Annotated in this window: 19 protein-coding genes; 11 read left to right on the top strand and 8 right to left on the bottom strand. The window is 40.1% G+C overall.

Annotated features, from left to right (window positions below; genetic code table 11):
* Positions 1–51 precede the first annotated feature (51 nt).
* Together QUE46_RS09530 and lepB are read left to right on the top strand one after the other, a co-directional pair.
* On the top strand, positions 52–306 hold the full coding sequence (locus QUE46_RS09530; protein ID WP_004586776.1) for a DUF2999 family protein: 255 nt from the start codon (positions 52–54) through the stop codon (positions 304–306).
* Positions 307–445: 139 nt separating this feature from the next.
* Positions 446–1,096, top strand: a complete 651-nt coding sequence (lepB, locus tag QUE46_RS09525) for a signal peptidase I (RefSeq protein WP_286244584.1) — start codon at positions 446–448, stop codon at positions 1,094–1,096.
* 31 nt (positions 1,097–1,127) lie between these two features.
* Here lepB and QUE46_RS09520 read toward each other — a convergent pair whose 3' ends face one another.
* The 4 genes from QUE46_RS09520 to nirB form a co-directional block, all read right to left on the bottom strand.
* A complete protein-coding gene (locus QUE46_RS09520) occupies positions 1,128–2,381 on the bottom strand; it encodes a nitrate- and nitrite sensing domain-containing protein (RefSeq protein ID WP_286244583.1) in 1,254 nt (417 codons plus the stop codon).
* 269 nt (positions 2,382–2,650) lie between these two features.
* Positions 2,651–3,517, bottom strand: coding sequence for a uroporphyrinogen-III C-methyltransferase (gene cobA, locus QUE46_RS09515; RefSeq protein WP_286244582.1), 867 nt, complete (start codon positions 3,515–3,517; stop codon positions 2,651–2,653).
* Positions 3,518–3,528: 11 nt separating this feature from the next.
* Positions 3,529–3,882 carry a nitrite reductase small subunit NirD gene (nirD, locus tag QUE46_RS09510; RefSeq protein WP_286244581.1) on the bottom strand — a complete coding sequence of 118 codons (354 nt, stop codon included), beginning with the start codon at positions 3,880–3,882 and terminating at the stop codon, positions 3,529–3,531.
* The gene (gene nirB / locus QUE46_RS09505; protein WP_286244580.1) at positions 3,869–6,445 is read right to left on the bottom strand and encodes a nitrite reductase large subunit NirB; all 2,577 of its coding nucleotides are present in this window, start codon (positions 6,443–6,445) and stop codon (positions 3,869–3,871) included. The genes nirD and nirB overlap by 14 nt, the downstream gene beginning before the upstream one ends.
* 368 nt (positions 6,446–6,813) lie before the next feature.
* Here nirB and QUE46_RS09500 point away from each other — a divergent pair, with 368 nt between their 5' ends.
* Positions 6,814–8,904, top strand: coding sequence for a pyridoxamine 5'-phosphate oxidase family protein (locus QUE46_RS09500; protein ID WP_286244579.1), 2,091 nt, complete (start codon positions 6,814–6,816; stop codon positions 8,902–8,904).
* A 470-nt stretch (positions 8,905–9,374) separates the two neighbouring features.
* Here the strand turns inward: QUE46_RS09500 and QUE46_RS09495 are convergent, their stop codons facing one another.
* Together QUE46_RS09495 and QUE46_RS09490 are read right to left on the bottom strand one after the other, a co-directional pair.
* Positions 9,375–9,629: a hypothetical protein gene (locus QUE46_RS09495; RefSeq protein ID WP_286244578.1), complete on the bottom strand. Its 255-nt coding sequence runs from the start codon at positions 9,627–9,629 to the stop codon at positions 9,375–9,377.
* Positions 9,630–9,843: 214 nt separating this feature from the next.
* Positions 9,844–10,467, bottom strand: coding sequence for a glutathione S-transferase (locus QUE46_RS09490; protein WP_286244577.1), 624 nt, complete (start codon positions 10,465–10,467; stop codon positions 9,844–9,846).
* Between the two features lie 99 nt (positions 10,468–10,566).
* On the opposite strand from QUE46_RS09490, the gene QUE46_RS09485 reads away from it, so the two are divergent.
* The gene (locus tag QUE46_RS09485) at positions 10,567–11,451 is read left to right on the top strand and encodes a LysR family transcriptional regulator (protein ID WP_286244576.1); all 885 of its coding nucleotides are present in this window, start codon (positions 10,567–10,569) and stop codon (positions 11,449–11,451) included.
* An 89-nt stretch (positions 11,452–11,540) separates the two neighbouring features.
* Here QUE46_RS09485 and QUE46_RS09480 read toward each other — a convergent pair whose 3' ends face one another.
* Together QUE46_RS09480 and QUE46_RS09475 are read right to left on the bottom strand one after the other, a co-directional pair.
* Entirely contained in the window at positions 11,541–12,197 is a 657-nt protein-coding gene (locus tag QUE46_RS09480; RefSeq protein WP_286244575.1) for a carbonic anhydrase, read from the bottom strand.
* Positions 12,198–12,443: 246 nt separating this feature from the next.
* Positions 12,444–14,093, bottom strand: a complete 1,650-nt coding sequence (locus QUE46_RS09475; protein ID WP_286244574.1) for a diguanylate cyclase — start codon at positions 14,091–14,093, stop codon at positions 12,444–12,446.
* A 1,003-nt stretch (positions 14,094–15,096) separates the two neighbouring features.
* Here QUE46_RS09475 and QUE46_RS09470 point away from each other — a divergent pair.
* From QUE46_RS09470 to aldA, 7 genes are all read left to right on the top strand, one after another.
* Positions 15,097–16,434: an RICIN domain-containing protein gene (locus tag QUE46_RS09470; protein ID WP_286244572.1), complete on the top strand. Its 1,338-nt coding sequence runs from the start codon at positions 15,097–15,099 to the stop codon at positions 16,432–16,434.
* Between the two features lie 140 nt (positions 16,435–16,574).
* Positions 16,575–18,896, top strand: coding sequence for an agarase (locus QUE46_RS09465; RefSeq protein WP_286244571.1), 2,322 nt, complete (start codon positions 16,575–16,577; stop codon positions 18,894–18,896).
* Positions 18,886–19,872 (top strand): SMP-30/gluconolactonase/LRE family protein, encoded by a 987-nt coding sequence (locus QUE46_RS09460; RefSeq protein ID WP_286244570.1) that lies wholly within the window; start codon positions 18,886–18,888, stop codon positions 19,870–19,872. Before QUE46_RS09465 ends, QUE46_RS09460 begins: the two co-directional genes overlap by 11 nt.
* 176 nt (positions 19,873–20,048) lie before the next feature.
* Positions 20,049–21,158 carry a mandelate racemase/muconate lactonizing enzyme family protein gene (locus QUE46_RS09455; RefSeq protein WP_286244569.1) on the top strand — a complete coding sequence of 370 codons (1,110 nt, stop codon included), beginning with the start codon at positions 20,049–20,051 and terminating at the stop codon, positions 21,156–21,158.
* 10 nt (positions 21,159–21,168) lie between these two features.
* Positions 21,169–22,191, top strand: coding sequence for a zinc-binding dehydrogenase (locus QUE46_RS09450; RefSeq protein WP_016709222.1), 1,023 nt, complete (start codon positions 21,169–21,171; stop codon positions 22,189–22,191).
* A gap of 11 nt (positions 22,192–22,202) precedes the next feature.
* Positions 22,203–22,967, top strand: a complete 765-nt coding sequence (locus QUE46_RS09445) for an SDR family oxidoreductase (protein WP_055014411.1) — start codon at positions 22,203–22,205, stop codon at positions 22,965–22,967.
* 4 nt (positions 22,968–22,971) lie between these two features.
* Complete coding sequence (gene aldA / locus QUE46_RS09440) at positions 22,972–24,420, top strand: aldehyde dehydrogenase (RefSeq protein ID WP_286244568.1); 1,449 nt, start codon at positions 22,972–22,974, stop codon at positions 24,418–24,420.
* The last annotated feature ends 63 nt before the right edge of the window (positions 24,421–24,483 follow it).

The following is a 24,483-nucleotide window of genomic DNA, read 5'->3' as shown; positions in this document are numbered from 1 at the left end:
CTAATATAATTTAGTAAATATAAAATACCTACAAAATACACAAGGTTAAAAATGAACCCAATACTAGCAATACTTAAAGAGCACAATGTAAGCGACGAAAAAGTAAAAGCATTGTTTGAAGCGTTTACTCAAAACCCAATGATGGCTATGGCGCTTGTTCAAGAGCTTGGTATTCCACCTGAAAAACTACAGCAACTAATGGCTGTGGTTATGACTCAGCCGCACTTAATTAAAGAAGCCACCGACGAACTTGGCTTGGATTTTGAAAAAGTAAAAGAAGCGAAAGACAAGCTAAACCAGCAATAAGCCCAACAAGTTACTCATTACCAAGGCATCAGCCTTGGTAATCTTGCCTTAAGTTCCACACACTTTTTGTTACATTCTTCATGGAACTGCTTGTTATTAAGCTAGTCATACTATTACTTAAGATATGTAGGGACTAGGTATGAAGCCACTTTATAAATTTTGGAAAAATAACCGTTCGTTAATTCTATTTATTGCGCTGATGAGCGTGTTTAGAAGCGCAGTTGCCGATTGGTACGAAGTACCGACTGGCTCAATGAAACCCACTATTTTAGAGGGTGACAGAATTTTAACCGATAAAATGGCTTACGATATACGCATCCCTTTTACGCATATTCCTTTAATTAAATTAGCCGACCCACAAACAGGCGATATTATTGTATTTGACTCACAAGCTGCTGATAACCGGCTAATTAAGCGCGTAATTGGTGTGCCAGGCGATACGGTAGCGCTTTACAACAATGAGCTTGTCATTAATGGCGTTAAAATTAAATACAATAACTTGCAAAGCAATATTGATTCTTTAGATAAAATAGAAGATTTAAATGGCCATAAGCACGCGATACGTGTTGCGCATACGCCTTCGCAGCTATCGGGTTTTAATGAAGTTACTATTCCTGAAGATTATTATTTAGCCATGGGTGATAACCGCGACCACAGTGCTGACTCGCGTGTAATTGGTTTAATCCCACGCAGCGAACTACTTGGTAAAGCAGAGCGCATAATTGTGTCGCTTGACTACGATGATTATTATTTACCCCGTAAAAACCGCTTTTTAAAACCCTTACTTTGAGGTGGGTCTGGCGCTAACCACACGGCCAATGTTAATCGCTTAGCTCTACAATTTTTTGCGCAATAGTATAAAGCGAGCAGTGCGAGTCCATTGCTTGCTTTTGCAACTTTTTATGCGCTTGCTCTTCACTAAGGCTTAGCTGCTCAATTAAAATATACTTTGCTTGATGTATTATTTTTTGTTCTGTTATTACCCGTTTAGCATCAACTAAAGCTTGGTTAATTTGCTTAATATGTTGGCTTTGCTCCATGATTAAGTCGTACATACTTTTATTACTATTGAGTTTATTAGCGGCGGTATTTTGGGGGGTATTTTGTTTAAATGCGAGTTGGCCGTCGGTCATTGGTATGTATTGCTCTTCTAGGCTGCTTATAACCTGTTTGCTTGAATTCAAAGTACGCTGCGCCTTGGCTATTTGCATTGCTGCAGAGTCAATGAGGTAGTCACTGAGGTTTTGCTCAATTTTGTGCATAATATCGATACGCGTTGTTGTTACCTCGTACCACACCTCGCTCAGCTGTGACAGCGGCTGCGCGTTTTCGTCATCTAAATTTTGTAAAAGCCCACGTAACTGATCCACCTGCTTATTTACGGGGTGATCAGTTAACGAGCGGTAGCATTTTAATACGTGTTCGTCGGCGTATTCGTTAAAAAACGTAAAGCTGTGGTGCTGTTGTTGAACAAAATGAGCAAGCTGTTGTTTTTGCTCAACGGTAAACTTACTTGACGCAAACGCTTGCGCGCCACACGCACGCTCTTGTCCGGCGTATTCTTTACCTTGCATAAAATTAAAGTAAGCTACTAGCAATCGTGTAACGCGCGGGTCGCTGGCGCCATCGGCGGCTTCTAAAATTATATTTAGCAAACACGAAATAAACTGCGTATACGATTGGGTAGCATGAACTGGGGTAATGTTTTGATTTGTTATTTGCAGGCGCAGCTGTGGCAGCGCCTCTAACGATTGCAAACTATGGGTAATTAAATTGTACAAACGGGTGTGACCCGTGTCTGCGTTATCGGTAATAAAAGTGGTTTTAATTGAGTGGTAAAACTGCGTTTGCGTTTGCTCTGTTAAGCTAATTTGTTGTTTTAACTGCGAGGCAAACCGTTTGCGGTTAGAGGCTAAATAAATATTGCTCATACCGCGCTCTTTTTGTAACTGATGTATAAAATCGCCCAGCTTAGTAAGCGATGCACAGCTTTTCTGAAGCTGTTTTAATGCATGAATCTCTTGGTATTTTGCTGCTAATAAAAACTGTTTTGTGAGAGGATTGCTCGATAACATAGGACTTGTTCCACACTTTTTTGTATATAAAGTGCAACCACTGTTCCAATGATTTAAAAAATTTTCGATAGAATTTAAAATTAAATTAAAACAGCCGCTTAAAGCCATACTTGTTATTTGTTCCCATTTTAACGTATCTGTTCTTATTACAGGAATAAACCTTTTTGGTGCAAAAATAGTTGTTTTTGCACTCGATTGCGCCCTTCATGAATTGGGGAAAAAAAGTGTTTACTCTGTAAACTGCACAGAGCAAACACCAGAGGGGGAAGTTATACGTCGGTGCAATGTAATAATGCTGTTTTAATAGCCATTTTATGATTAATTACTTCGCCCACCATAATTAGTGTAGGGCCCGTGAATGTGTGTGGCGTACTCTCACTTATAACTTGCTCAAGCGTGCTGGTTATTATTTTTTGTTTGTTGGTGGTGGCATTTTCTATCAATGCGATAGGGGTTGTTTTAGGCCAGCCAACTGATTGCAAACCAGTACTTAAAGCGTCTAAACGTCCTAAGCCCATATAGACGACTAGCGTGGGGTTATTAGAGCCTTTTACATAGGTGTAGTTGTGCCAATTAGGGAGCTTATTAGGATCGGCAAATTGCGCCGTTAAAAATGTGACACTTCGGGCCACATCGCGAGCAGTAAGCGGTATACCTGTATACGCCGAGGCTGCACACGCGGTGGTAACGCCCGGGACAATAGCAAAATTAATATTGTGCTCTGATAGGGCGTTTGCTTCTTCATTAATACGTGCAAAAATACTCGGATCACCCCCTTTTAAACGTACAACTTTATATCCTTGTTGTGCGTATTTTACTAATAGGGCACTAATGGCCGCTTGTGGCATAGAGTGTTTTCCTGCGCGTTTACCTACATACACTCGCTGTGCGTGTTTAGGCAAGGTATTTAAAAGCGCTTCACTAACTAGGCTGTCGTACAACACCACGTCGGCTGCTGTAATGAGGCGCTGTGCTTTTACAGTTATAAGCTCAGCATCGCCAGGGCCTGCCCCTATTAAATACACTTGGCCGTTTTTTTGATGTTTAGCTTTGTGCTTTGTATCTTGAGTTAGTTTATTAACAAACTTGTTTAGCCATGGGCTGTCAATACCTGAAAAATACGAAAGGACACTCATTTTATTGCTCCTTATGCTAACGCTGTAATGGCTTTTGGCTCAGCGCTAACAAAGACATTGCCATTGTCTATTTTGGCTTCAAATATGGGGAGCTGTATTGCCTCTGCTTCTAGGCATTCGCCGGTGTTTAAACAAAAATGTTGCTTATACAAAGGGGAGGCGACTACTAACTTGCCATCAATAGAGCCAATAATGCCGCGCGATAGTACATTGGCTTTACCTATCGGGTCGTAGTTGCTAATGGCTAATACAGGCTCACTATTTTGTGGAACATAAAATATGGCCACTTGCTGGTTGTTTACTAATGCGCATACGCCACTATTAGCAACTAGGTCGTCGGTTGTTCCAATTTTATGCCAATACATCAGCTTGCTCCTGCTCAATTTCCACTACGGGAATACGGTTTGTTGAATTTTGCTGGTTACGTTTTTCAGACTCAGTTGCGGGGCGAATTTGGTTGCGCTCTTGTACAAATAAAATATTGCTATCAGCATCTGGGCTATTAATAAATTGGCGGAACCGTTTTGAGGCTTCAGGACTTTCGACTGCTTTTTTCCATTCGCAGGCATAAGTTTTAGTTATAAGCGCCATTTGCGCTTCAAGTTCGTGGCAAATACCTAGGCTGTCGTCTATTACTACGCTTTTTAAATAATCTAATCCGCCCTCTAAATTTTCCATCCACACTGAGGTGCGCTGTAGCTTATCGGCGGTTTTAATGTAAAACATGATCACACGGTCAATGTATTTAATGAGTGTTTCGGTATCTAAATCGGTAGCAAATAAATCAGCATGGCGTGGGCGCATACCGCCATTACCACACACGTATAAGTTCCAGCCATTTTCGGTCGCTATTACGCCTATGTCTTTACTTTGTGCCTCAGCGCATTCGCGAGTACAGCCCGATACGGCCATTTTAAATTTATGCGGTGCGCGTAAACCTTTGTAGCGGTTTTCAATCGCAATCGCATGGCCAACACTGTCTTGTACACCATAACGACACCACGTACTGCCAACACACGATTTAACCGTTCTGAGCGATTTACCGTACGCGTGACCGGTTTCAAAACCGGCTGCTATAAGCCTTTGCCAAATAATAGGAAGTTCTTCAAGGCGTGCACCAAATAAATCAATACGCTGCCCACCTGTGACTTTACAGTACAGGTTGAAGTCTTTGGCAACTTGGCCAATAACAATGAGTTTGTCGGGAGTAATTTCGCCACCCGCTATACGAGGTACTACAGAGTAGGAACCATCTTTTTGCATATTAGCAAGGTAAGTGTCGTTTGTGTCTTGCAGGCCAACATGAGCAGGCTCTAAAATAAAGTCGTTCCACGTTGAGGCTAAAATAGAGGCCACGGCGGGCTTACATATTTCACAGCCGTGATGACCACTGCCATGTTTAGCGAGCAAATCATCAAAAGTTTTAATGCTTTCTACTTTTACTAAATGCAGTAACTCTTGGCGCGAAAATGCAAAATGTTCACACACATGGTTATTTACTTCAACGCCACGGCTTTCAAGTTCACTATCGACTACCGATTTTAATAATGCGGCACAGCCACCACAGCCGCTGGCGGCTTTGGTGCACGCCTTAACTGCAGCTAAATCACATGAGCCGCCATCAATGGCACCCACTATATCGCCTTTGCTTACATTGTGGCATGAACAAATAGTGGCGGTATCGGGCAGGGCATTTCCCGCTAAAACAGGTGCTCCTTCGCTGTCCGGTAAAATGAGGCACTCAGGGTGTGCGGGTAATTCCATGTCGTTTAACATGTACTGCAACAGTGTGTCGTAATCGCTCGTATCGCCAACAAGCACTGCACCTAATAACTTGTTACCGGCCTCATTTAAAATAATTTTTTTATAACAATCACGAATAGGATCTTGATAAATTAGCTCTTTGCAATCGGGGGTTTTAGCGTGAGCATCGCCAATAGAACCTACCTCTACACCGAGTAGTTTTAATTTTGTGCTCATATCGGCGCCTAAAAACTCAAGGTTGCCGCCTGTTAGTTGGCTTGCTGTAACTCGTGCCATGTTATAGCCAGGCGCTACTAAGCCAAAAAGTTTTTTGTCCCAAAGGGCGCACTCGCCAATGGCATAAATGTCAGGGTCTGAAGTTTGGCATTGATTATTGATTACGATACCGCCTCGCTCTCCTAATTCGAGCTCAGCTACTTTACCTAGCTCATCGTAAGGGCGAATACCGGCTGAGAACAAAATTAAGTCGGTTTCTAAAAACGTATCATCTGAAAAATTTAATCTGTAACGGCTTGTTTCGCCTTTTACTATTTCGCTGGTGGCCTTAGCGGTATGCACGCTCACGCCCAATTTTTCAATTTTGTTTTTTAATAGCGTGCCACCTTGAGAGTCGAGTTGAACAGCCATAAGTTGGGGGGCGAACTCAACTACATGAGTATCAAGCCCAAGTTGCTTAATTGCATTGGCCGCTTCAAGTCCTAATAAACCACCACCTATAACAACACCGCTTTTACTTTGAGCAGCGCTTGCTTTTATTTGCTCTAAATCCTCTAGGGTACGGTAAACCAAGCAATGAGGTTGGTCATTCCCTTTAATTGGCGGTACAAACGGGTACGACCCTGTTGCTAAAATAAGCTTATCGTAACTAAACTTATTGCCAGTTTGAGTGCTAACTACCTTGTTTGTTTTATCTATTTTATTAACCCACTGATTAGTATGCACATTGATATTTAATTGCTGATAATTATCAAAGGTGGTTAGGGCTAAATCGGCGGCTGTTTTACCATCAAATACGCTGGATAAGTAAACACGGTCATAAGCTAAATTTGCTTCTCCGCACAGTACGGTAATGTCTGCATTAGCGTCGCTTTGGCGCATTTGCTCTACAAAATGGTGCCCAACCATCCCATTACCAATAATGAGTATTTTAGTCGGTGTTTGCATTGGTATCCCCTCAGTGACGGTTAATTTAAAAACAAAAAAGCCCGCCATAATCACATAGGTAATGCAATTATGAGCGGGCTTCTTTGCCTACGGTTGGTTTCTCAACCTTAATATATGTCGTTATTAATACGTGCTTTGTTATTTTAATGTAAGCAAAAAAGTGGCCATATTTTTAAGTGTTTGTTTTTAAATGCTTTGCTTAATTTAAGTTTGTTATAAATCAGTTTGCTGTATCGGGGTGGTGCACTGCAAGCACTAAGAGTGTGCAGAATTGTCTTTGAAATATGAATTATCAGTCAATAAAAGGCACATTATCATAAGTGCTTTATTGCGCTAAATTTGCCCTATTCATAGCATTGGGGTTAAGTATGCAAAATATAGACACAAAAAATGAATCACCATTTCATACAGGCGAGCTATTAATACAAGACAAACTTGGAAAACGAGAAACAATGGCAACATTTGGCAAGCGTGCCGTGCGTTCATATATGCCAGAGCAGTATCAATCGTTTTTTGAGCAGTTACCATTTGTGGTGGCTGGCAGTGTTGATGAAAACGCCGATGTGTGGGCCTCCATTGTTTCAGGTAAACCTGGTTTTTTAAGCACTCCAACATCCAAATCGTTATTAATGACACACGCTGTTGATAAAAACGATCCCTTGCATAGCGCGTTAAGTATTACAGGCTCGCCAATTGGTTTATTAGGTATTGAACTAAGTACGCGTAGGCGCAACCGCGTAAACGTACGCGTAGGTGAGGTAATTAGCGATGAGCAAGTTAGTTTTAATGTTGATCAATCCTTCGGTAATTGTCCACAGTATATTCAAACACGTAACTTAACATTTAATAGGGACCCTTTTAGCAAAAATAATACAATACAAAAAGTTGAATTTAGTTCACTTGATAATGCGGCAATTAAGTTAATAAATACCAGTGATACGTTCTTTGTTTCAAGCTTTATAAGTACAAAAAACAGTCCAAAAATTGAGGGCGTTGATGTGTCTCACCGTGGGGGGATGCCGGGTTTTGTAAAGCGTGAAGGTAACACGTTAACGATTCCAGATTATGCAGGTAATAATTTTTTTAATACGTTGGGTAATTTTTTAGTAAACCCAAAAGCGGGTTTATTATTTCCTGATTTTGACACGGGAAATATATTAATGCTTACCGGCAGTGTTGAAATTTTATGGGATGGGGATCCAGAGCTTGAAGGTTTTATTGGCGCAGACCGAGGTTGGAAATTTACTCTTACTAAAGGAATGTGGCTTAAAGATTTACTCCCTTTTACAGCTAAATTTGAAGCTTACTCCCCAAACACAAAAATGACAGGTACATGGCTAGAAGCTGAAAAAAACAAACAAGCCGAAAAACTAAAACATACATGGCAGCCTTTTAAAGTAACTAAAATAAAGAAAGAAAGTGATGTAATTACCTCTTTTTATTTAGAAGGTGATAACAATACAACCTTGTTAGAGTTTAAAGCTGGGCAGCATTTAACCGTACAAATACCCAGCAAAAACAGTAATAGCAAACCTGCTATTAGAACTTACACTGTTTCATCGAGCCCGCATGAAAATTTTTATCGATTATCGATTAAAAAAGAACTTAAAGGTGAGGTGTCTAATTACTTTCATAACCACGTTAAAGTAGGCGACGTTATTTTGGCTAAATACCCGCAAGGACAATTTTTTATTGACCCAACGAGCACTAAACCTGCGGTACTTATTGGTGGCGGCATAGGAATTACACCCATGATATCAATGGCTAAATACATTGCCGGTGAAAGCGTAAGACCCCGTCATGCACGGCCTTTACATATCTTTCATAGTGCTAAAAACAGCCAGCAGCGCGCATTTTATAATGAGCTAAAAATACTTGCTGATGCTAGCGGTGGCGCAATTGCTTATTACTCACTTTTATCTCAGTCTGAGCTTAATGAAGTTGAGGATGATGGCTTTGATTTAAAAGGGCGAATAAATGCTGATGTGCTTAGGAGTTACTTACCGCTAGATGATTATGAATTCTTTTTATGCGGTCCTGAAGCGTTTATGCAGCATGTATATAATGAGCTTTTATTACTCGGTGTACAGGATAAAAACATATTTGCGGAAGCATTTGGACCCTCTGCTATTAAGCGCAAAATGCTCAAAACGAGCGAAACGCCTAACAACGCAGTGAGCGTTGAGGAAGCAAATAACACCGTCATAAAATTTAGTAAATCAGGCTTTGAACAACGCTGGAATAAAGGCGACAACTCTTTACTTAATGTAGCCGAATCCCATGGTTTAGAACCTGAATTTGGCTGTCGAAATGGCAGCTGCGGCAGTTGCGCAGTTAAAATAAATACAGGCAGTGTGGCTTATCGAAATAACGTAAGTTACCCAGTAGAGGAAGGACAGGCGCTTATTTGCTGCGCCGTACCTGCTAAAGGCGTTGAGGTGCTTGATATAGAGCTGTAGCTCTCAAGCTGCGGTTATTAAACAGTGATGGTGTGATAACACATCTTTGGTTATGATCTGGCTTTTTGATGTGCAGTTTTGATAGAAGCCATCTTATTTCCTAAATCAGTATTTGAAGATGAATAACTATTAGCAAGAAGGAACAAGCACAACTTGAAAATTGAAGCTATTAGCTATCGTCACTATATCGCTTTACTATTTCGTTATCGGTTACATCAAACTCAGTTAAAAGCGTGCTATCAGCATTAAGCGCATTAGCAGGGTGTAATACCAATCAGCAATAATACTCAATTATGCGGATGGGTATAACTCATAGTCGATACTTTCTAGGGCCGCAAAAAACTCCTTTTTGGAGTATTGTGAGTAACCAGTACTCTCCATATGCGTTTATCTTGTGAATTATTGAGTGAGCTGACAAAAAACATAAAGTTTTATAATGGGTGGAGAACTTATTTATTAACAAACATTTTTTATTCACTATGGCTTATTTTTGTTTGTAATAAAGTGATACGAGAGTTTAGTCTTTTAAAGGCTAATTGAGCGTAAAAATAGTGTAGAAAAAAAGCAATAAATCCAGAAGCTGCAATTGCAATTAGTGGCTCAGTAAAAAACAGTAAAGCCAATATGGCTGTTGAAAATACGAGCGATAGTAATAAAAAGTGAACTGAGCCAAACATTTTTCTATTTTTCTTTTCAAGTTGAGTAATATGTGAATCTATATCCATTTTTGAACACTCCGTGGTATTGCGTATTATGATTACACTATCGTTTTAGCTTATCGGCCTCTATTATCGAAGTATATAAGCTACTAATATATGTACCCATTATTAGCAAACACCTTGAGCAGTTGTCAAAATTAAGATTTATTTGTTAAGTAGATAATTTTAATTAAAAAAGAGGCTTAATTTGCCTCTTGTAAACACTATTAAAAACTTAAAACTAAGCGAGTAAACCCGCTTTTGTTTCAGGCATTGCTATAAAACCATCAAGCTTACGAACGTTGTTTAGCCACCTTAAAATATTTGGGTATTGCTCAAGCGATACGCCGCCCTCTGGTGCGTGTGCTATGTACGAAAAATTGGCAATGTCGGCAATAGTAGGCTGTGTGCCTACTAGGTACTCACGATTTTCTAAGTACGCATCCATTGTTTTAAATAATGTGTGAGCAATATTTATTGCGTTTTGATGATCAAGCTGGGCACCAAATACAGTAACTAACCGCGCGGAACATGGCCCTGAAGCGACAAGCCCCGCAGCAACACTTAACCAGCGCTGGATTTGCGCCTGGGTTAACACATCTTCTGGGTACCAGGTTCTTTTTTCGTCAAACTGTTGTGCCAAGTACACTAAAATAGCGTTTGAATCGCTAATGATGTCGTCGTTGTGTTTAAGCACTGGTACTTGACCAAAAATATTCATATTTAGAAAATCGGGCTGTTTATGTTCGCCGTTTTGCAGTGCAACATCTACCATATTGACATCAAGTTTTAAAAGCGATGTAAATAACTCTGCGCGATGTGAATGCCCAGATAAAGTAAAACGGTATAAAGTTAAGTTTTTCATAATGTCTCTCATTTGGTTTTAGTGCATTTATTTTGCACTAAATACAAAAATGAAAAACCGCACTGGTGATGATTTTATGTCAATGATATATTGACAATCATGGATACTATTACTGGCATTAAAACAATTATTGCAGTCGTTGAAACGGGCTCGTTCACAGCTGCAGGTGACAGGCTAGGGCTTTCTAAAGCACTGGTGAGTAAATACGTGGGTATTGTAGAGCAAGAGTTAGGGGTTAGGTTATTTAACCGCTCTACGCGGAAAATATCTATTACCGAAGCTGGGCAAAGCTATTATGCAAGCGTGGTTCCAGTGATCGAAAGCTATAACGAAATGCTTGATAACTTATCAGGCCAAGGCGCTACAGTAAACGGGAAGCTACGAGTAAGTGCACCAGTGTCATTTGGTGAAACAAATCTTGCGCCATTACTACCTGAGTTAATGAATCGTTTTCCTAATTTAAGTATAGAGTTAGTGCTTTCTGATAAAACGATAGACTTACTTGAAGAGGGTGTTGATTTAGCAATCAGAATTGGCAGTGTATCTGACTCCAATTTAATTGCGCGGCAAATTACGAGCTACCCGTTAATTTTATGTGCGTCGACTGATTATATTGAACACGCTGGCGCGCCAAAAAATGTTGCAGAACTTGAGCGCCATGCAACGATAATTGATAGTAACTTTAAAATAGGCAAACACTGGCCGATTGTATCGCCAACTGGTGAGGCGCTCACAGCCACTGTTAGTTCACGTATTGCTGTAAATAATCCACGCGCGGTAAAAGAAGTTGTATTAGCTGGTGGTGGTATTGGCCTCATTCCTGAAATAGTAGTAAAAGACGATATTGCTGCGGGCAAACTTGTACAAGTAATGGCAGAATATAAAACCTTTGAATTTGGCTTATTTGCAATTTATCCACATAGAAAATTTGTAGCGCAAAAGGTTAAAAGCTTTGTTGATTTTTTATTCGAAAAATTTAGTTAACTGAGATATAAACGCCAGAGGTTCATTTTATAAATAAAAATGGGGCTTACTCTTATTAAACAAAAATAAGAGTAAGCAGGTGAAGTAAGTTATTTGCTTTGTTTAGCAAGGGTTTCTATGTAGGTATCTTTAACAGGTTTAAATCCGCCAGTAGCCTCGTCGTAGGTTTTAATTTCAGCAGATTCTATATCATATACCCAGCCGTGTAGCTTAACCTGACCGGTTGCAATTTTTGCAGCCACAGCAGGGTGTGTTTTTATATGCTGTAATTGTTGTACCACGTTTTCTTCGATTACCAAGCCTAAGTGGTCATTATTGTTTAGCTCTGCGCAACCGCATTTTTCTTTTACAACTTCAGTTGCTACGCGGCTGTGGCCAAGCCACTCTTTAACGTGCGGTAAACTTGATAAGCCCTCAGTATTTATAGCGCCTTTCATTGCACCGCAGTCTGAGTGCCCACAAACAATAATGTGTGATACGCCCAGTGCTGCCACAGCAAATTCAATTGAGGCAGTCATGCCACCGGTTTGATTGCTATGTGGTGGGATAATATTGCCCGCGTTACGACAAATAAATAATTCACCAGGCTCAGTTTGAGTCACTAGGTTAGGATCGATACGTGAGTCGGCACAGGTGATAAATAACACTTCTGGGTTTTGACCATTGGCTAGTTTTTGAAACGCTGCTTTTTTTGATGGGTAAACTTCTTTTTGAAACTTAGCCACGCCCGAAATAATATGTTCCATGTACAACTCCTAATTGGGGTAATTTAATCGTATTACTTATAGCTTTATTCGCCAGACAAATTAGCGCCAGTATAACTTTGTTCTTATTTTTTTTGTACTGTTTAGCTGTTTAATAAATTTCATGTAATTAAAAAGAGGGCGACATGAGGATGAGATTTTTAGCAAAAAATAAGTATATTAAGCACATTTAACGAGCTAAACCCAATGTAGCAATTCGGTTAATAGGGAGTGTAATTGGTTTATTACTTAGCTTACTTTTAGTTTATGGGCCGACTTTAGGTTATACATGCGCTGATCCGCTAAGGTTAAACATTCGGTATGGCTTTGGCACTCATCGCTAGATGCAATACCATAACTAATACCCGATTGCGGCCATTGCTGTTGAATAGTGCGATGTAATGCAGTGAGCTTTTGGGTAAGTGTGGTTTTTAGTTGGGGGAGATTTGATTTATTTTTAACTTTACATAACCAAATAAATTCATCGCCCCCGGTTCTAAATATGGTGCCGTCTTGCGCTAGATGCTGTGTCATTAATTTTGCTGCATTAATTAAAAACGCATCACCTTTAGCGTGGCCTAGCCCATCGTTTATTTTTTTTATTCCATCACAATCTATAAACACAATAATGTAAGGGCTATGTGCAAGTTTAATTAGCTCATCATTTAATAATAATCGGTTGCCAACTTGGGTAAGAGGATCAAAGCGTGATTCGTACAACAAAGTACTAAATTCATGTTGTTTTAGTTTTAGCCATTCAGACAAAGACAACACAATACACACACAATCTATTGCTAAGGCAATTAATACAAAAATTTCTGAAGAGGAGGCATTTATTAAATCAAAATGAAACGCAACGTATACTACTAATGACAGGCTATAGAGCATGTTGCCAAATAAAAAGTACTTGGCTCTAAAATCGTTTAGGCTAAGCATGGCAAACCCGGTGGTTAAGCTAAGCATAATCCATACTGCTGCTAAAAAGTGCGCGACATAAAACACTAAATAAAAGGGCATTAATAGGTTGCAGATGCCACATGCAAATGCAGCAAGAGTAAAGTATTTTAAAGCACTCCCAAGCTTATTGGCTTTTTCTTTATCGAAGTTAAACAGTTGGTAGGTAAATGCTGCTGCGTAACTCACAGCAAAGGCAAATAAATACATACCTAAGTAATGTTTATTAAAAGTAGGGCTGGCATAAATTGTATTTACAGCACCCGAGGCAAACGCCCAGCCAAGGCCGTGTAAACCTACATAGCCAGCACAAAATAAAGCCACTTTTTGTTTTACTCTTAAAAACATTACAAACGCCATCATTGCTAAAGTAAGCATGACAGATATGGCAATAAGGCTTAATGAGTTTATATAAAACTGATGATGCAAAAATACACCTTCGCTTAAAATGCTTAGGTCAACCGGAGTGGGGTAGTGTTTGGCTTCTAAATATATCCATAAATAACCACTGCTTGGCGCAAAGAAGGGCAGTTTAAATGCTTGGCCATGCATTAAAATAGCCGGTTGATTAACATGAGACTGGGAAAAGTCAGCAAGCTTAATTATATTCCCTTGATCAGTTTGCCAATAGGCTAAGCCTATATCAATGAAGTTGGCTTGTGGCAGGACATACCAATCTCCAGCGGTGGGGCTATTAAGTGCAATTTTTGTTACAACAGCGCCACTTTTACCGAGCAAACTACTTGTTTCGGTACTGTTTTTATGTGATGTAATAACTTGCTGTGCAGAAGGAGGCGTATTGAATGCTGTAACAGGACGCCACAGGTTATCATCCTCTATGGTAGTGTTATTGTTATTAAGTGGATAAGCATGTGTTAGCGGGCTAAAAAAAGCACAGAAAAAAAATACTGTTAATATACCAGCCCGCGCCATACCTAAACTCACTATAAAAACCCACTAAGCGATTATAATCAAATTGTAAACAAATAGTATATAAATCAAACAAAGTCATTGCATTTAAATAATGACTTAATTTGGCCTTGAATAACAAAATGAATTAATAAATAAGTAATATGAGGGCGCTTTTGTTGACACGAATTTATAAACACCGCGGGTGTTTGCATTCATAGCTAGGATTTAAAGTAGGTAGCGCTCGAACCAACTGAGCTATGGTTGAACTATTAATTGGTTAATTAATTTGATTCAGTGGAATGAATAATTTTGGTACGACTGAGTGGATTCGAACCACCGATTTCGGCGTGGGCACAGGGAGTAGGTATCGCTTTAATCAACTAAGTTGTAGTTGAATCTATTAATTAATTTTTAGTGGTAAAAATAGTTTTCTAAAGAGCAAATAATGCGCTAAATCAAGTGTCCTTTGTGATTTACATTGGTCTTGAAGGTTAGGGTCGTGTCACCTTGCTGAGGAAACCCTACGAATGCACTTAGAATTTGTTTGCCTATGTTTCGATTTTCAAATAGGAGCCGTCGTTGGCATAAATATTTAAAGGTGCATAGTTACTTGGATTTGATATCTCAAGGTTGAAATTTTTAATCAAATTCTCAGTCACATGATAGTGAGTAGTCATAAGTTTAGTCATATTAATAAGGCTGCTTTTATCATGAAATTGAGTTGATTTTATTTATAGGTTTACTACAGCTTACCAGCAGTAACGCACCAAAGTTTAGTATTATAATATAGTGTAGCTCCTTAATTATTATATTTTTTAGCACCATAAAAGCTTTTCCATTATTGTTGAAGTATTTTTTATTGAGACACGCATAACAAGTTAGTCATGCCTAAAGTGGGAGAAATTGACCATAACGCACTGTGTATTGTTAAAAATATTTTGTTAACAATTTGTTTGTTTTGTCTTTTATTTGTACTAGTCTGTATTGGTCACATTGTGTGACCAAAATGACAACATCTAACTTTTAAGAGGCAAAAATGAAAAATAACCTTTTGTTGATCGGCTGTGTTTTAACATCTACAAATTTAATGGCCAACGATTGGGATGCAATTCCATTACCAGTCGCGCCTGACAATGGTAAAGTCTGGCAGTTACAAGAAGCCTACTCAGACTCTTTTAATTACACAGGGAAGCCGGCGGCATTTACCAGTAAATGGAACGATACCTACTTTAATAGCTGGACAGGTCCAGGCTTGACCTATTGGCAACGTGATGAGTCTTGGGTCTCTGATGGTAATTTAATTATTAGTGCTTCACGTCGTGCAGGTACTGATCAAGTCAATGCTGGGGTGATCACTTCAAAAACGAAAGTCACTTTCCCAATCTTTTTAGAAGCCAGTATTAAGGTGAGTAACCTAGAGTTATCTTCAAATTTTTGGTTGCTTAGCGATAATGATGAACGCGAAATTGATGTACTAGAAGTATACGGTGGTGCGCGTGATGAATGGTTTGCTAGAAACATGTCGACGAACTTCCATGTTTTTATTCGCGATCAACAAACAAATCAAATAATCAGTGATTACAATGACCAAACCCATAATACGCCAAGCTGGGGAACATACTGGCGAGAAGGCTTTCATCGCTTTGGTGTGTATTGGAAAAGTCCAACAGATGTCACATTTTATATTGATGGCCAGCAAACGCCAGATGGTTCTTGGGCACAAGTGGTCATGAAAGACAAAGACTACTCTGGGGCTACGTTAAATAAGAACACACATAATATGGATCAATCTGCTTATATTATTATTGATACTGAAGATCATGATTGGCGCTCAGAAGCGGGTAATATTGCAACTGATGCAGACCTAGCTGATGACAGTAAAAATAAAATGTACGTTGATTGGGTGCGCGTGTATAAACCCGTAAATGCAGCAAATACAAGCTCTGTTACTAGTGGCGCGCAAATTAAAGCAAAACACAGTCAAAAGTGTATCGATATTACAAACGGTGCAATGAATAACGGCAGTACTTATCAGCAATGGAATTGTAATTCTAATAACGAAAACCAAGCATTTGAGCTCGTTGAACTCACAAATAACGAATATGCTATCAGCTCACAATTAACTGGCTTGTGTATGCAAATTGCAAATTCAAGTACCTCAAATGGCGCTGGGGTTGAACAGTGGGTGTGTGATCACACAAAAGCCAATCAACGCTTTACACTGAACAATACAGGAGATGGCTACTTTGAGCTTAGATCAAGCTTAAGTAATAAATGTATTGATATAGCAGGTAAATTACAAACCAATGGCGCGTCAGTTGTGCAGTGGCAGTGTTATAATGGCGATAATCAGCGTTTTCAACTGATTGAGTAAAAAGCAGCATATATTTTTTACAAACACAAAATTGTTAACAATTAATTGTTATTAGTTTTGTGTTGTGTAATTATTCTACATAGTACCTAACCGCTTTTATTGCAAAAGCGGTTCTTTCATAATAAAAGAATAGGCTTGCTATGAAAAACACACACAAGAATGTTTATATCTCATCTGTATTACTGCTAGGCACTATGTTGTCAGGTTGTACTAATAATCAACTCGAAGAAAACACGCCCGCAGTCGACACAACAAAAAAAGAGCACATGCTGTGGGATTTCGAAAAACCTGAATACCAGTCTTTTTTACAGCATCACAATGCCACGACTAAGCTAATTGAACAGCAAGGTAATCATAAGTTACAGGTTATATTTGCAGCCAAAACTCATCACGAAAGCGATATTGAATTTGTAAATAGCTCAACGTGGAATTGGCAAGCGTTAGGCAACTTTGCTTTTGCACTTGATATAGAAAACCCTGATAAGGCGTCTACCCAGTTATATATAAAAACAGTGGATGATAACGGTAGAGCACAAAGTCGCAGTGTAGTGGTGCCAGCTGAATCAAATAATACTTATTATATTGAGTTAAAAGGGGCCGATTTAAATACAGAGTCGGGTATACGCTCCAACCCGCCTAGTTGGCATAGTAGTTATACCCCGGTATTGTACCGAGGGGGTGAAAAAAACATTGATGTTAGTAAAGTAACCAAGGTGACGTTTGGCACAAAAGGTTTGTTAGCGGATAAGCAATTACTAATCGATAATGTAAGACTAATAAAGCCAACCAACTTTGACACCGAATACCTAGTAGGCTTGGTGGATGAGTTTGGCCAAAATGCCAAGCGTGATTTTAACAACAAAGTTTCATCCACAGAACAATTACTTGCAATCTCAGCGCAAGAGCAAAGACAACTGAAAAAGTCACCTGTTGAGGGGCGCTCAACGTTTAGTGGTTGGCAAGCGGGACCAAAACTTAAAGCAACTGGCTACTTCAGAACCGAAAAGTACCAAGGCAAATGGAGTTTAGTTGACCCGCAAGGTTATTTATTTTTTTCAACCGGTATTGCCAATGTACGCTTAGCGAATACCACCACAATTACAGGTTACGACTTTGACCAAAAGTACATTAAGCAAAGGGCGGCGGGTGATCTGACTCCTGAGGATTCAATCGGCTTAAATACGGCACCAAAGGCTGCGTGGCCATCACGTTATATCAGCTCTGAGCTGCGCGCTAACATGTTTAATTGGTTGCCTGACAGTGATGATCCTCTTGCCGACAATTATGGCTATCGCCGTGAAGTGCATAGTGGGGCAGTTAAAAAAGGTGAAACATTTAGTTTTTATCGAGCAAACTTACAGCGCAAATACCAAACACGTGATGAGCAAACATTAATGAAAAAATGGCGCGATACCACGACTGATCGTATGTTGTCGTGGGGGTTCACCTCGTTTGGTAACTGGCTTGATGATGATTACTATCAGCAAAACCGACTTCCTTACTTTGCCAATGCTTGGATCATCGGTGATTTTAAAACAGTAAGCAGTGGTAATGATTATTGGAGCCCGTTACCTGATCCATTTGATCCTGTTTTTATTAAGCGCGCGGATATCACCTTAGCAACCGTGGCAGCGCAAGTGAACAATAGTCCATGGTGTGTTGGTGTTTTTATTGATAATGAAAAAAGCTGGGGCATGATGGGCTCAGTTAATTCGCAATATGGATTAGTGATCAACACATTATCTGTAGATGCAACAAAAAGCCCTACTAAAGCTGAATTCGTAAAACTGATGAAAGATAAGTACCAAGATATAGCTGCTTTGAATGCTAGCTGGAACAGCAGTATTGCATCGTGGCATGAGTTTTCTAGTGGCATTACAGTCAAAAATATCAACAAGCAAGTCGAAGCTGATTTTTCCACTATGCTATTTCATTATGCTAACCAATATTTTGCCGTGGTAGAGCAAGCAACAGCAAAACACTTACCAAACCATCTCTATATGGGAGCTCGTTTTGCTGACTGGGGCATGACGCCAGAAATTCGTAACGCAGCAGCTGCTCATGCTGATGTGGTTAGCTATAACTACTACCGAGAAGGGCTCAATGATGATTTTTGGCACTTTTTAGCAGACATTGATAAGCCAAGCATTATTGGTGAATTTCATAATGGGGCGTTAGATTCTGGGCTATTAAACCCAGGGCTTATTCATGCCGAATCGCAACACGACCGCGGTGTTAAATACCAACAATATATGTATAGCGTGATCGATAATCCATATTTTGTCGGGGCGCATTGGTTTCAATATATAGATTCGCCATTAACAGGGCGTGCCTATGATGGCGAAAATTATAACGTTGGCTTTGTTAATGTGGCAGATATACCTTACATGCCCCTTGTTAATGCTGCTAAAGAAGTTAATCAGCAACTTTATCAACGCAGGTATACAAATAATGCTAACTAGTTATATTCAGGCTTGGGTAGTGCTTACAGCTGTGCTTATTAGCACCGCTGTAGATGCAGAGCCAGTGATAAAACAAGGCCCGTATGAAATCTACGATAACAGGGCGTTGCAGGTTTTAAATTTAGATACACCAATCGAAACACTGGCTACCGGCTTTGAGTGGCTTGAAGGGCCCGTATGGGTTGAAGAGGGCGGGTATTTGTTGTTTTCAGATATTCCCACCCACCGAGTCTATCGCTATCAGCCTGAGCAAGGTGTGCACCTTTATTTAGCCGATAGCGGTTACTCAAATGGCCTAGTCCTGAATAACGACAATGAGTTGGTGTTATTACAATCACGCTCACGAAAAATTGTCACTATGGCATCGTCGGTTAATGATCCTAAAACAAACTATCGCGAATTAGTGAGTCGTTATCAAGGGCAACAGCTCAACAGCCCAAACGATGGTATTTTTAATCAGCAAGGTACTCTATTTTTTAGTGATCCCCCTTATGGACTGGCTAAGCAGTTTGATGATCCCGCTAAAGAGCTAAGCTTCCAAGGGGTATATTCATTGAATGCAAAAGGCCAACTTAATGTGCTTGATAAGCAATTAATTTACCCAAATGGGGTTGCGTTGTCTGGGGATGAAAAAACACTGTATGTGGCGGCATCAAATCCTGATAAACCCGCTTGGTATCGATATCAATTAAACCAAGATGGCACTGTTAAAAATAAAGCGTTATTTTATCAATTGCCCGCAGTGGCAGATAACAGCCATGGTCTACCGGATGGATTAAAAATTCATCCCACTGGGATTATATTTGCAACAGGGCCTGGTGGGCTTTGGTTGTTTGATGAAAACGCTCAGCTATTAGCCAAAGTATCATTGCCTACCATCAGCGCAAACTTAGCATTTAATGCCCAACAAAACCGTGTGTATATAACCGCTCATACACATTTATTGTCATTTTCTTTAAACACTGATCTTCAATAATCGTTTAGATCACTAGCAAGTTAAGTGGTTGCTGCTTAACTTGCTAGGCCAGTCTTAGCTGCACGTCTACGGCAAAGTTATTTTCATTTTATTAACTATATTACCTTTACAATAAATTTATGTTGTTGTAGATTGTTAACAATAGACAGTATCTTGTAAACTAAACTGGTGGCTAGATGAGAGATTCATTGCGAGCAATAAAAAATATAAAAGTAGAGTATTACCAAATTCCTCTCGCTGAGGTGTTAAGTGATGCTAAACACGGTGATCATACTCATTTTGAAGTTATCGCAGTGCGTGTAATGACCAAAGACGGTTACGAAGGTATGGGTTACACCTATACTGGCGGTAAAGGTGGCCGCGCTATTTATTCGTTATTAAATGACGAAATTAAACCTGGTTTGATCGGGGCTGATTCATCAGCAATTATGTCAATTTGGGATAAGCTACAGTGGGACCTACATTACGTAGGCCGCGGTGGTTTATTAAGCTTTGCAATCTCTGCAGTAGATATTGCATTGTGGGATATCAAATGTAAGCGCTTATCAGCACCACTTTGGCAAGTTGCTGGTGGACACAGAGATAAAACCGCGTGTTATGCCGGTGGTATAGATCTTAACTTTGATCAGCAAAAGCTACTTAAGAATATTCAAGGTTACTTAGACCGTGGTTTTAATGCGGTAAAAATTAAAGTAGGCAAACAAGATTATAAAGAAGATGTGGCACGAGTGGCCGCCGTTCGTGAGCTAATTGGTGCTGATAAAACGTTAATGGTTGATGCTAATTACTCGATGAATGTAGAACATGCTATCCGTTTTGCAAAAGCCATTGAGCAGTTTGATATAACCTGGTTTGAAGAGCCAACAATTCCAGATGATTACAAAGGGTTTGCACGGATTGCGCAAGCGACCTCAATTCCTTTAGCTATGGGTGAGAACCTACATACATTACATGAATTTGGTTATGCGATTGATCAAGCAAAACTTGGTTTTTTACAACCCGATGCCTCAAATATCGGCGGTATCACAGGGTGGTTACATGTTGCTAGTTTAGCGTATACCCACAACTTGCCGATTTGTAGCCACGGTATGCATGAATTACATGTATCGCTATTGGCTTCACAACCTCATGCGGGATTCTTAGAAGTACACTCATTCCCGATAGATGAATACACCACGCGACCATTGCAACTTGATAACGGCGAAGCCTGTGCACCAGATTTAATTGGTACCGGTGTCGAGTTTGACGCGCAATTAGTTAAGCCTCATTTAGTTAAGCAATCATAAGGTATTTACCATGCAAGCAGCAGAATATATTGGCAATAAGTCATTTCGCATCGTCGAAGGAAAACAAGTAAAGCCACAAGCAGATGAAGTACGTTTAGATGTTGGTTTTGTTGGCATCTGTGGTACCGACATGCATATTTATCATGGCGTAATGGATCAGCGCGTTAACCCACCGCATACCATAGGTCATGAAATTTCAGGTGTGGTTGCAGAGCTTGGTAGCAATGTGACTAACTTAAAAGTGGGTGATCGTGTCGTTGTACGCCCACTTGATTACTGTGGTGATTGTCCTGCATGTAATGCCGGTCATAGTCATGTATGTCATAACCTGAAATTTATGGGCATTGATTCAGTTGGCGCATTTCAAAATTCATGGACAGTAAAAGCGCGTACTATTCATAAACTACCTGACAACGTAACACTTGAGCAAGGCGCATTAATTGAGCCTTTATCTGTTGCCTGTCATGATATTTCGCGTTCACGCTTAAAAGCCGGTGAAAAAGCAGTGGTGATTGGCGGCGGTCCAATTGGTCAGTTAGTGGCTTTGGTTGCTAAAAGTGTCGGTGCTGACGTGTTGATCTCTGAAGTAAATAACGAGCGTCGTAAGTTTTCTGCGCGTTTTGATATTGAAACCATCAACCCACTAGAACAAGACTTGCAAGAATATGTGTCTAAATGGAGTGATGGCAAAGGCGCTGATGTTGTTTTTGAAGTATCGGGTGTGCAACCTGCAGTTGAAGCTATGACCCAAATTGCAGCAGTACGTGGCCGTATTTGTATGGTTGCTATCCATTCTCAAAAGCCGCCAGTTGATTTGTTCCAATTCTTTTGGCGTGAACTAGAGCTTGTTGGTGCACGTGTTTATGAAGATGCTGATTTTGAAATGGCGATTGATTTAGTTGCTAGCGGCAAAATTGATTTAGAACCATTTATTACTTCGGTCAGTGAACTGGCTGATATTAGCTCAGCGTTTGCTAGCATGGACAATAACCCTACGGGTATGAAAGCCCTTGTTTCTTGCCAAATTAAGTAATGGAAAATAACATGTTAGATAAATTCAGTCTTAAAGGTAAAACAGCATTAGTCACAGGTTGTAGCCGTGGTATTGGTAAAGCAATGGCCCTTGCATTGGCTGAAGCCGGCGCTGATGTAATTGGCGTATCAGCGAGTTTAGCAAAATCAGGATCAGATGTTGAAACGCAAGTGCTTGCTCGTGGGCAAATGTTTTATGCTTACCAATGTGATTTTTCTAATCGTGAGAGCTTATATGCTTTTATAAATGATGTGAAAAAAGAACACCCTCAAATTGATATTCTAGTCAATAACGCAGGCTCAATTTTACGTGATCCGGCGGTGGAGCACAGTGATGAATATTGGGATAAAATCATTGAGATTAACTTAAATTCACAATTTATTTTAAGCCGTGAATTAGGCAAAGAAATGGTGGCTCGTGGGCAAGGTAAAATTATCTTTACTGCGTCATTATTAACCTTTCAGGGCGGTATTACTGTACCTGGTTATGCAGCAAGTAAAGGGGCGATTGGTCAATTAACCAAAGCACTTGCTAACGAGTGGGCCAGTAAAGGTGTTAATGTGAATGCCATTGCACCAGGGTATATTGCCACTGATAATACCGAAGCATTAAGAAATGACCCTGAGCGTGCAAAATCGATTCTAGATCGTATACCACAAGGTCGTTGGGGAACACCTGATGACTTTAAAGGGCCAACCGTATTTTTAGCATCAGATGCCTCAAACTACATGAACGGTAGTGTTCTATTAGTTGATGGCGGCTGGATGGGACGATAAAACCATGACAATAAAAAACAATGTAAACTTTATAAATGGTGAGTATATTAGCTCATCAAATAGCGACACCATTAGCGTGCTCTCACCCAGTACCGGCGAGCAAGTGGGTGTCATTCCTAAAGGCAGTGTTGAAGACGCACAACTTGCGCTTGAAACAGCCACGGTAGCACAAACTCAGTGGGCACAAAAAACATCGCGTGAACGTGCGACAATTTTACGCCGTTTTGCCCAAGGTATTCGTGATAATAACGAGCGCCTTGCTGAGCTATTAGTCCAAGAGCAAGGCAAGTTAATTGATGTTGCGCGTATGGAAGCCAATGTTACAGCCACATTTATTGAATATGCCTGTGATAATGCGTTGACGATCAAAGGAGATATCATTCCTTCTGATCACGAAAACGAAAAAATCTACATTCATAAAGTTCCCCGTGGTGTGGTTGTAGCAATCACTGCATGGAACTTTCCGTTGGCATTAGCGGGGCGTAAAATTGGTCCTGCGCTTATTACCGGCAACTCAATAGTCATTAAGCCAACCCAAGAAACACCATTAGCTACGATGGAATTGGGTGAAATTGCCAATCAAGCAGGTATTCCGCCTGGTGTGATCAACATTGTTAATGGTACGGGCTCAGTTGTTGGCCAACACTTATGTGAAAGCCCGCTGACAAAGCTAATCACTATGACCGGTAGTACCCGTGCAGGGCAAATTATTCATCAAGCAAGCGGTAAAAACTTAACCCCAGTGATGCTTGAACTTGGCGGTAAAGCACCGTTTATTGTGATGGAAGATGCTGATCTTGATAAAGCCGTTGATGATGCTGTGGTAGCGCGTTTTGCTAACTGTGGTCAAGTTTGTACCTGTGCCGAACGTTTATATGTTCACAGCGATGTCTACGATAGCTTTATAGAAAAATTCATTCCAAAAGTGCAAGCCCTTAAAGTAGGCGACCCAATGGATCCAACATCTGAGATGGGACCTAAGGTCAACCAAAGTGAAATTAATAATATTCACTCAATTGTTGAAAAAGGCATTGCACAAGGCGCTAAGCTTGTAACTGGTGGTAAAGTTGCCACAGTAGCAGGGTTTGAAGGCGGCAATTGGTATGAGCCAACGGTACTGGTTGATGTTGAGCAAGATAACATTTTAGTGCACGAAGAAACTTTTGGGCCGGTATTACCAATCATCAAAATTAACAGTATTGATGAAGCCATTGCTTATACCAACGACAGTGAATATGGACTCTCAGCGTACTTATACACTAAATCTATGGAATACATTCATCGCTCAATTGCAGAAATGGAAGTGGGTGAAGTGTATGTTAACCGTGGTTTAGGTGAACAACATCAAGGTTTCCACAATGGCTGGAAGCTAAGCGGTATGGGCGGTGAAGATGGCCAATACGGTTTAGAACAATATCTTGAGAAGAAAACCGTTTATTTAAATGAGCAGTAATTAGACGGGGTGGATTCTCTCACATTTGCCCACCTAAAGCCGATGCAAACGCATCGGCTTTTT

The sequence above is a fragment of the Pseudoalteromonas sp. MM1 genome, from assembly GCF_030296835.1.
Taxonomy (GTDB): Bacteria; Pseudomonadota; Gammaproteobacteria; order Enterobacterales; family Alteromonadaceae; genus Pseudoalteromonas.
The sequence above is the reverse complement of the archived record's forward strand: the minus strand, read 5'-3'. Positions and strand labels throughout refer to the sequence as shown.

What these genes read in the sequence shown, in the direction of transcription:
- QUE46_RS09530 (WP_004586776.1), top strand. Translation starts at nt 52, where the DNA reads ATGAACCCAATACTAGCAATACTTAAAGAGCACAATGTAAGCGACGAA.
- lepB (WP_286244584.1), top strand. Translation starts at nt 446, where the DNA reads ATGAAGCCACTTTATAAATTTTGGAAAAATAACCGTTCGTTAATTCTA.
- QUE46_RS09520 (WP_286244583.1), bottom strand. Translation starts at nt 2,381, where the DNA reads ATGTTATCGAGCAATCCTCTCACAAAACAGTTTTTATTAGCAGCAAAA.
- cobA (WP_286244582.1), bottom strand. Translation starts at nt 3,517, where the DNA reads ATGAGTGTCCTTTCGTATTTTTCAGGTATTGACAGCCCATGGCTAAAC.
- nirD (WP_286244581.1), bottom strand. Translation starts at nt 3,882, where the DNA reads ATGTATTGGCATAAAATTGGAACAACCGACGACCTAGTTGCTAATAGT.
- nirB (WP_286244580.1), bottom strand. Translation starts at nt 6,445, where the DNA reads ATGCAAACACCGACTAAAATACTCATTATTGGTAATGGGATGGTTGGG.
- QUE46_RS09500 (WP_286244579.1), top strand. Translation starts at nt 6,814, where the DNA reads ATGCAAAATATAGACACAAAAAATGAATCACCATTTCATACAGGCGAG.
- QUE46_RS09495 (WP_286244578.1), bottom strand. Translation starts at nt 9,629, where the DNA reads ATGGATATAGATTCACATATTACTCAACTTGAAAAGAAAAATAGAAAA.
- QUE46_RS09490 (WP_286244577.1), bottom strand. Translation starts at nt 10,467, where the DNA reads ATGAAAAACTTAACTTTATACCGTTTTACTTTATCTGGGCATTCACAT.
- QUE46_RS09485 (WP_286244576.1), top strand. Translation starts at nt 10,567, where the DNA reads ATGGATACTATTACTGGCATTAAAACAATTATTGCAGTCGTTGAAACG.
- QUE46_RS09480 (WP_286244575.1), bottom strand. Translation starts at nt 12,197, where the DNA reads ATGGAACATATTATTTCGGGCGTGGCTAAGTTTCAAAAAGAAGTTTAC.
- QUE46_RS09470 (WP_286244572.1), top strand. Translation starts at nt 15,097, where the DNA reads ATGAAAAATAACCTTTTGTTGATCGGCTGTGTTTTAACATCTACAAAT.
- QUE46_RS09465 (WP_286244571.1), top strand. Translation starts at nt 16,575, where the DNA reads ATGAAAAACACACACAAGAATGTTTATATCTCATCTGTATTACTGCTA.
- QUE46_RS09460 (WP_286244570.1), top strand. Translation starts at nt 18,886, where the DNA reads ATGCTAACTAGTTATATTCAGGCTTGGGTAGTGCTTACAGCTGTGCTT.
- QUE46_RS09455 (WP_286244569.1), top strand. Translation starts at nt 20,049, where the DNA reads ATGAGAGATTCATTGCGAGCAATAAAAAATATAAAAGTAGAGTATTAC.
- QUE46_RS09450 (WP_016709222.1), top strand. Translation starts at nt 21,169, where the DNA reads ATGCAAGCAGCAGAATATATTGGCAATAAGTCATTTCGCATCGTCGAA.
- QUE46_RS09445 (WP_055014411.1), top strand. Translation starts at nt 22,203, where the DNA reads ATGTTAGATAAATTCAGTCTTAAAGGTAAAACAGCATTAGTCACAGGT.
- aldA (WP_286244568.1), top strand. Translation starts at nt 22,972, where the DNA reads ATGACAATAAAAAACAATGTAAACTTTATAAATGGTGAGTATATTAGC.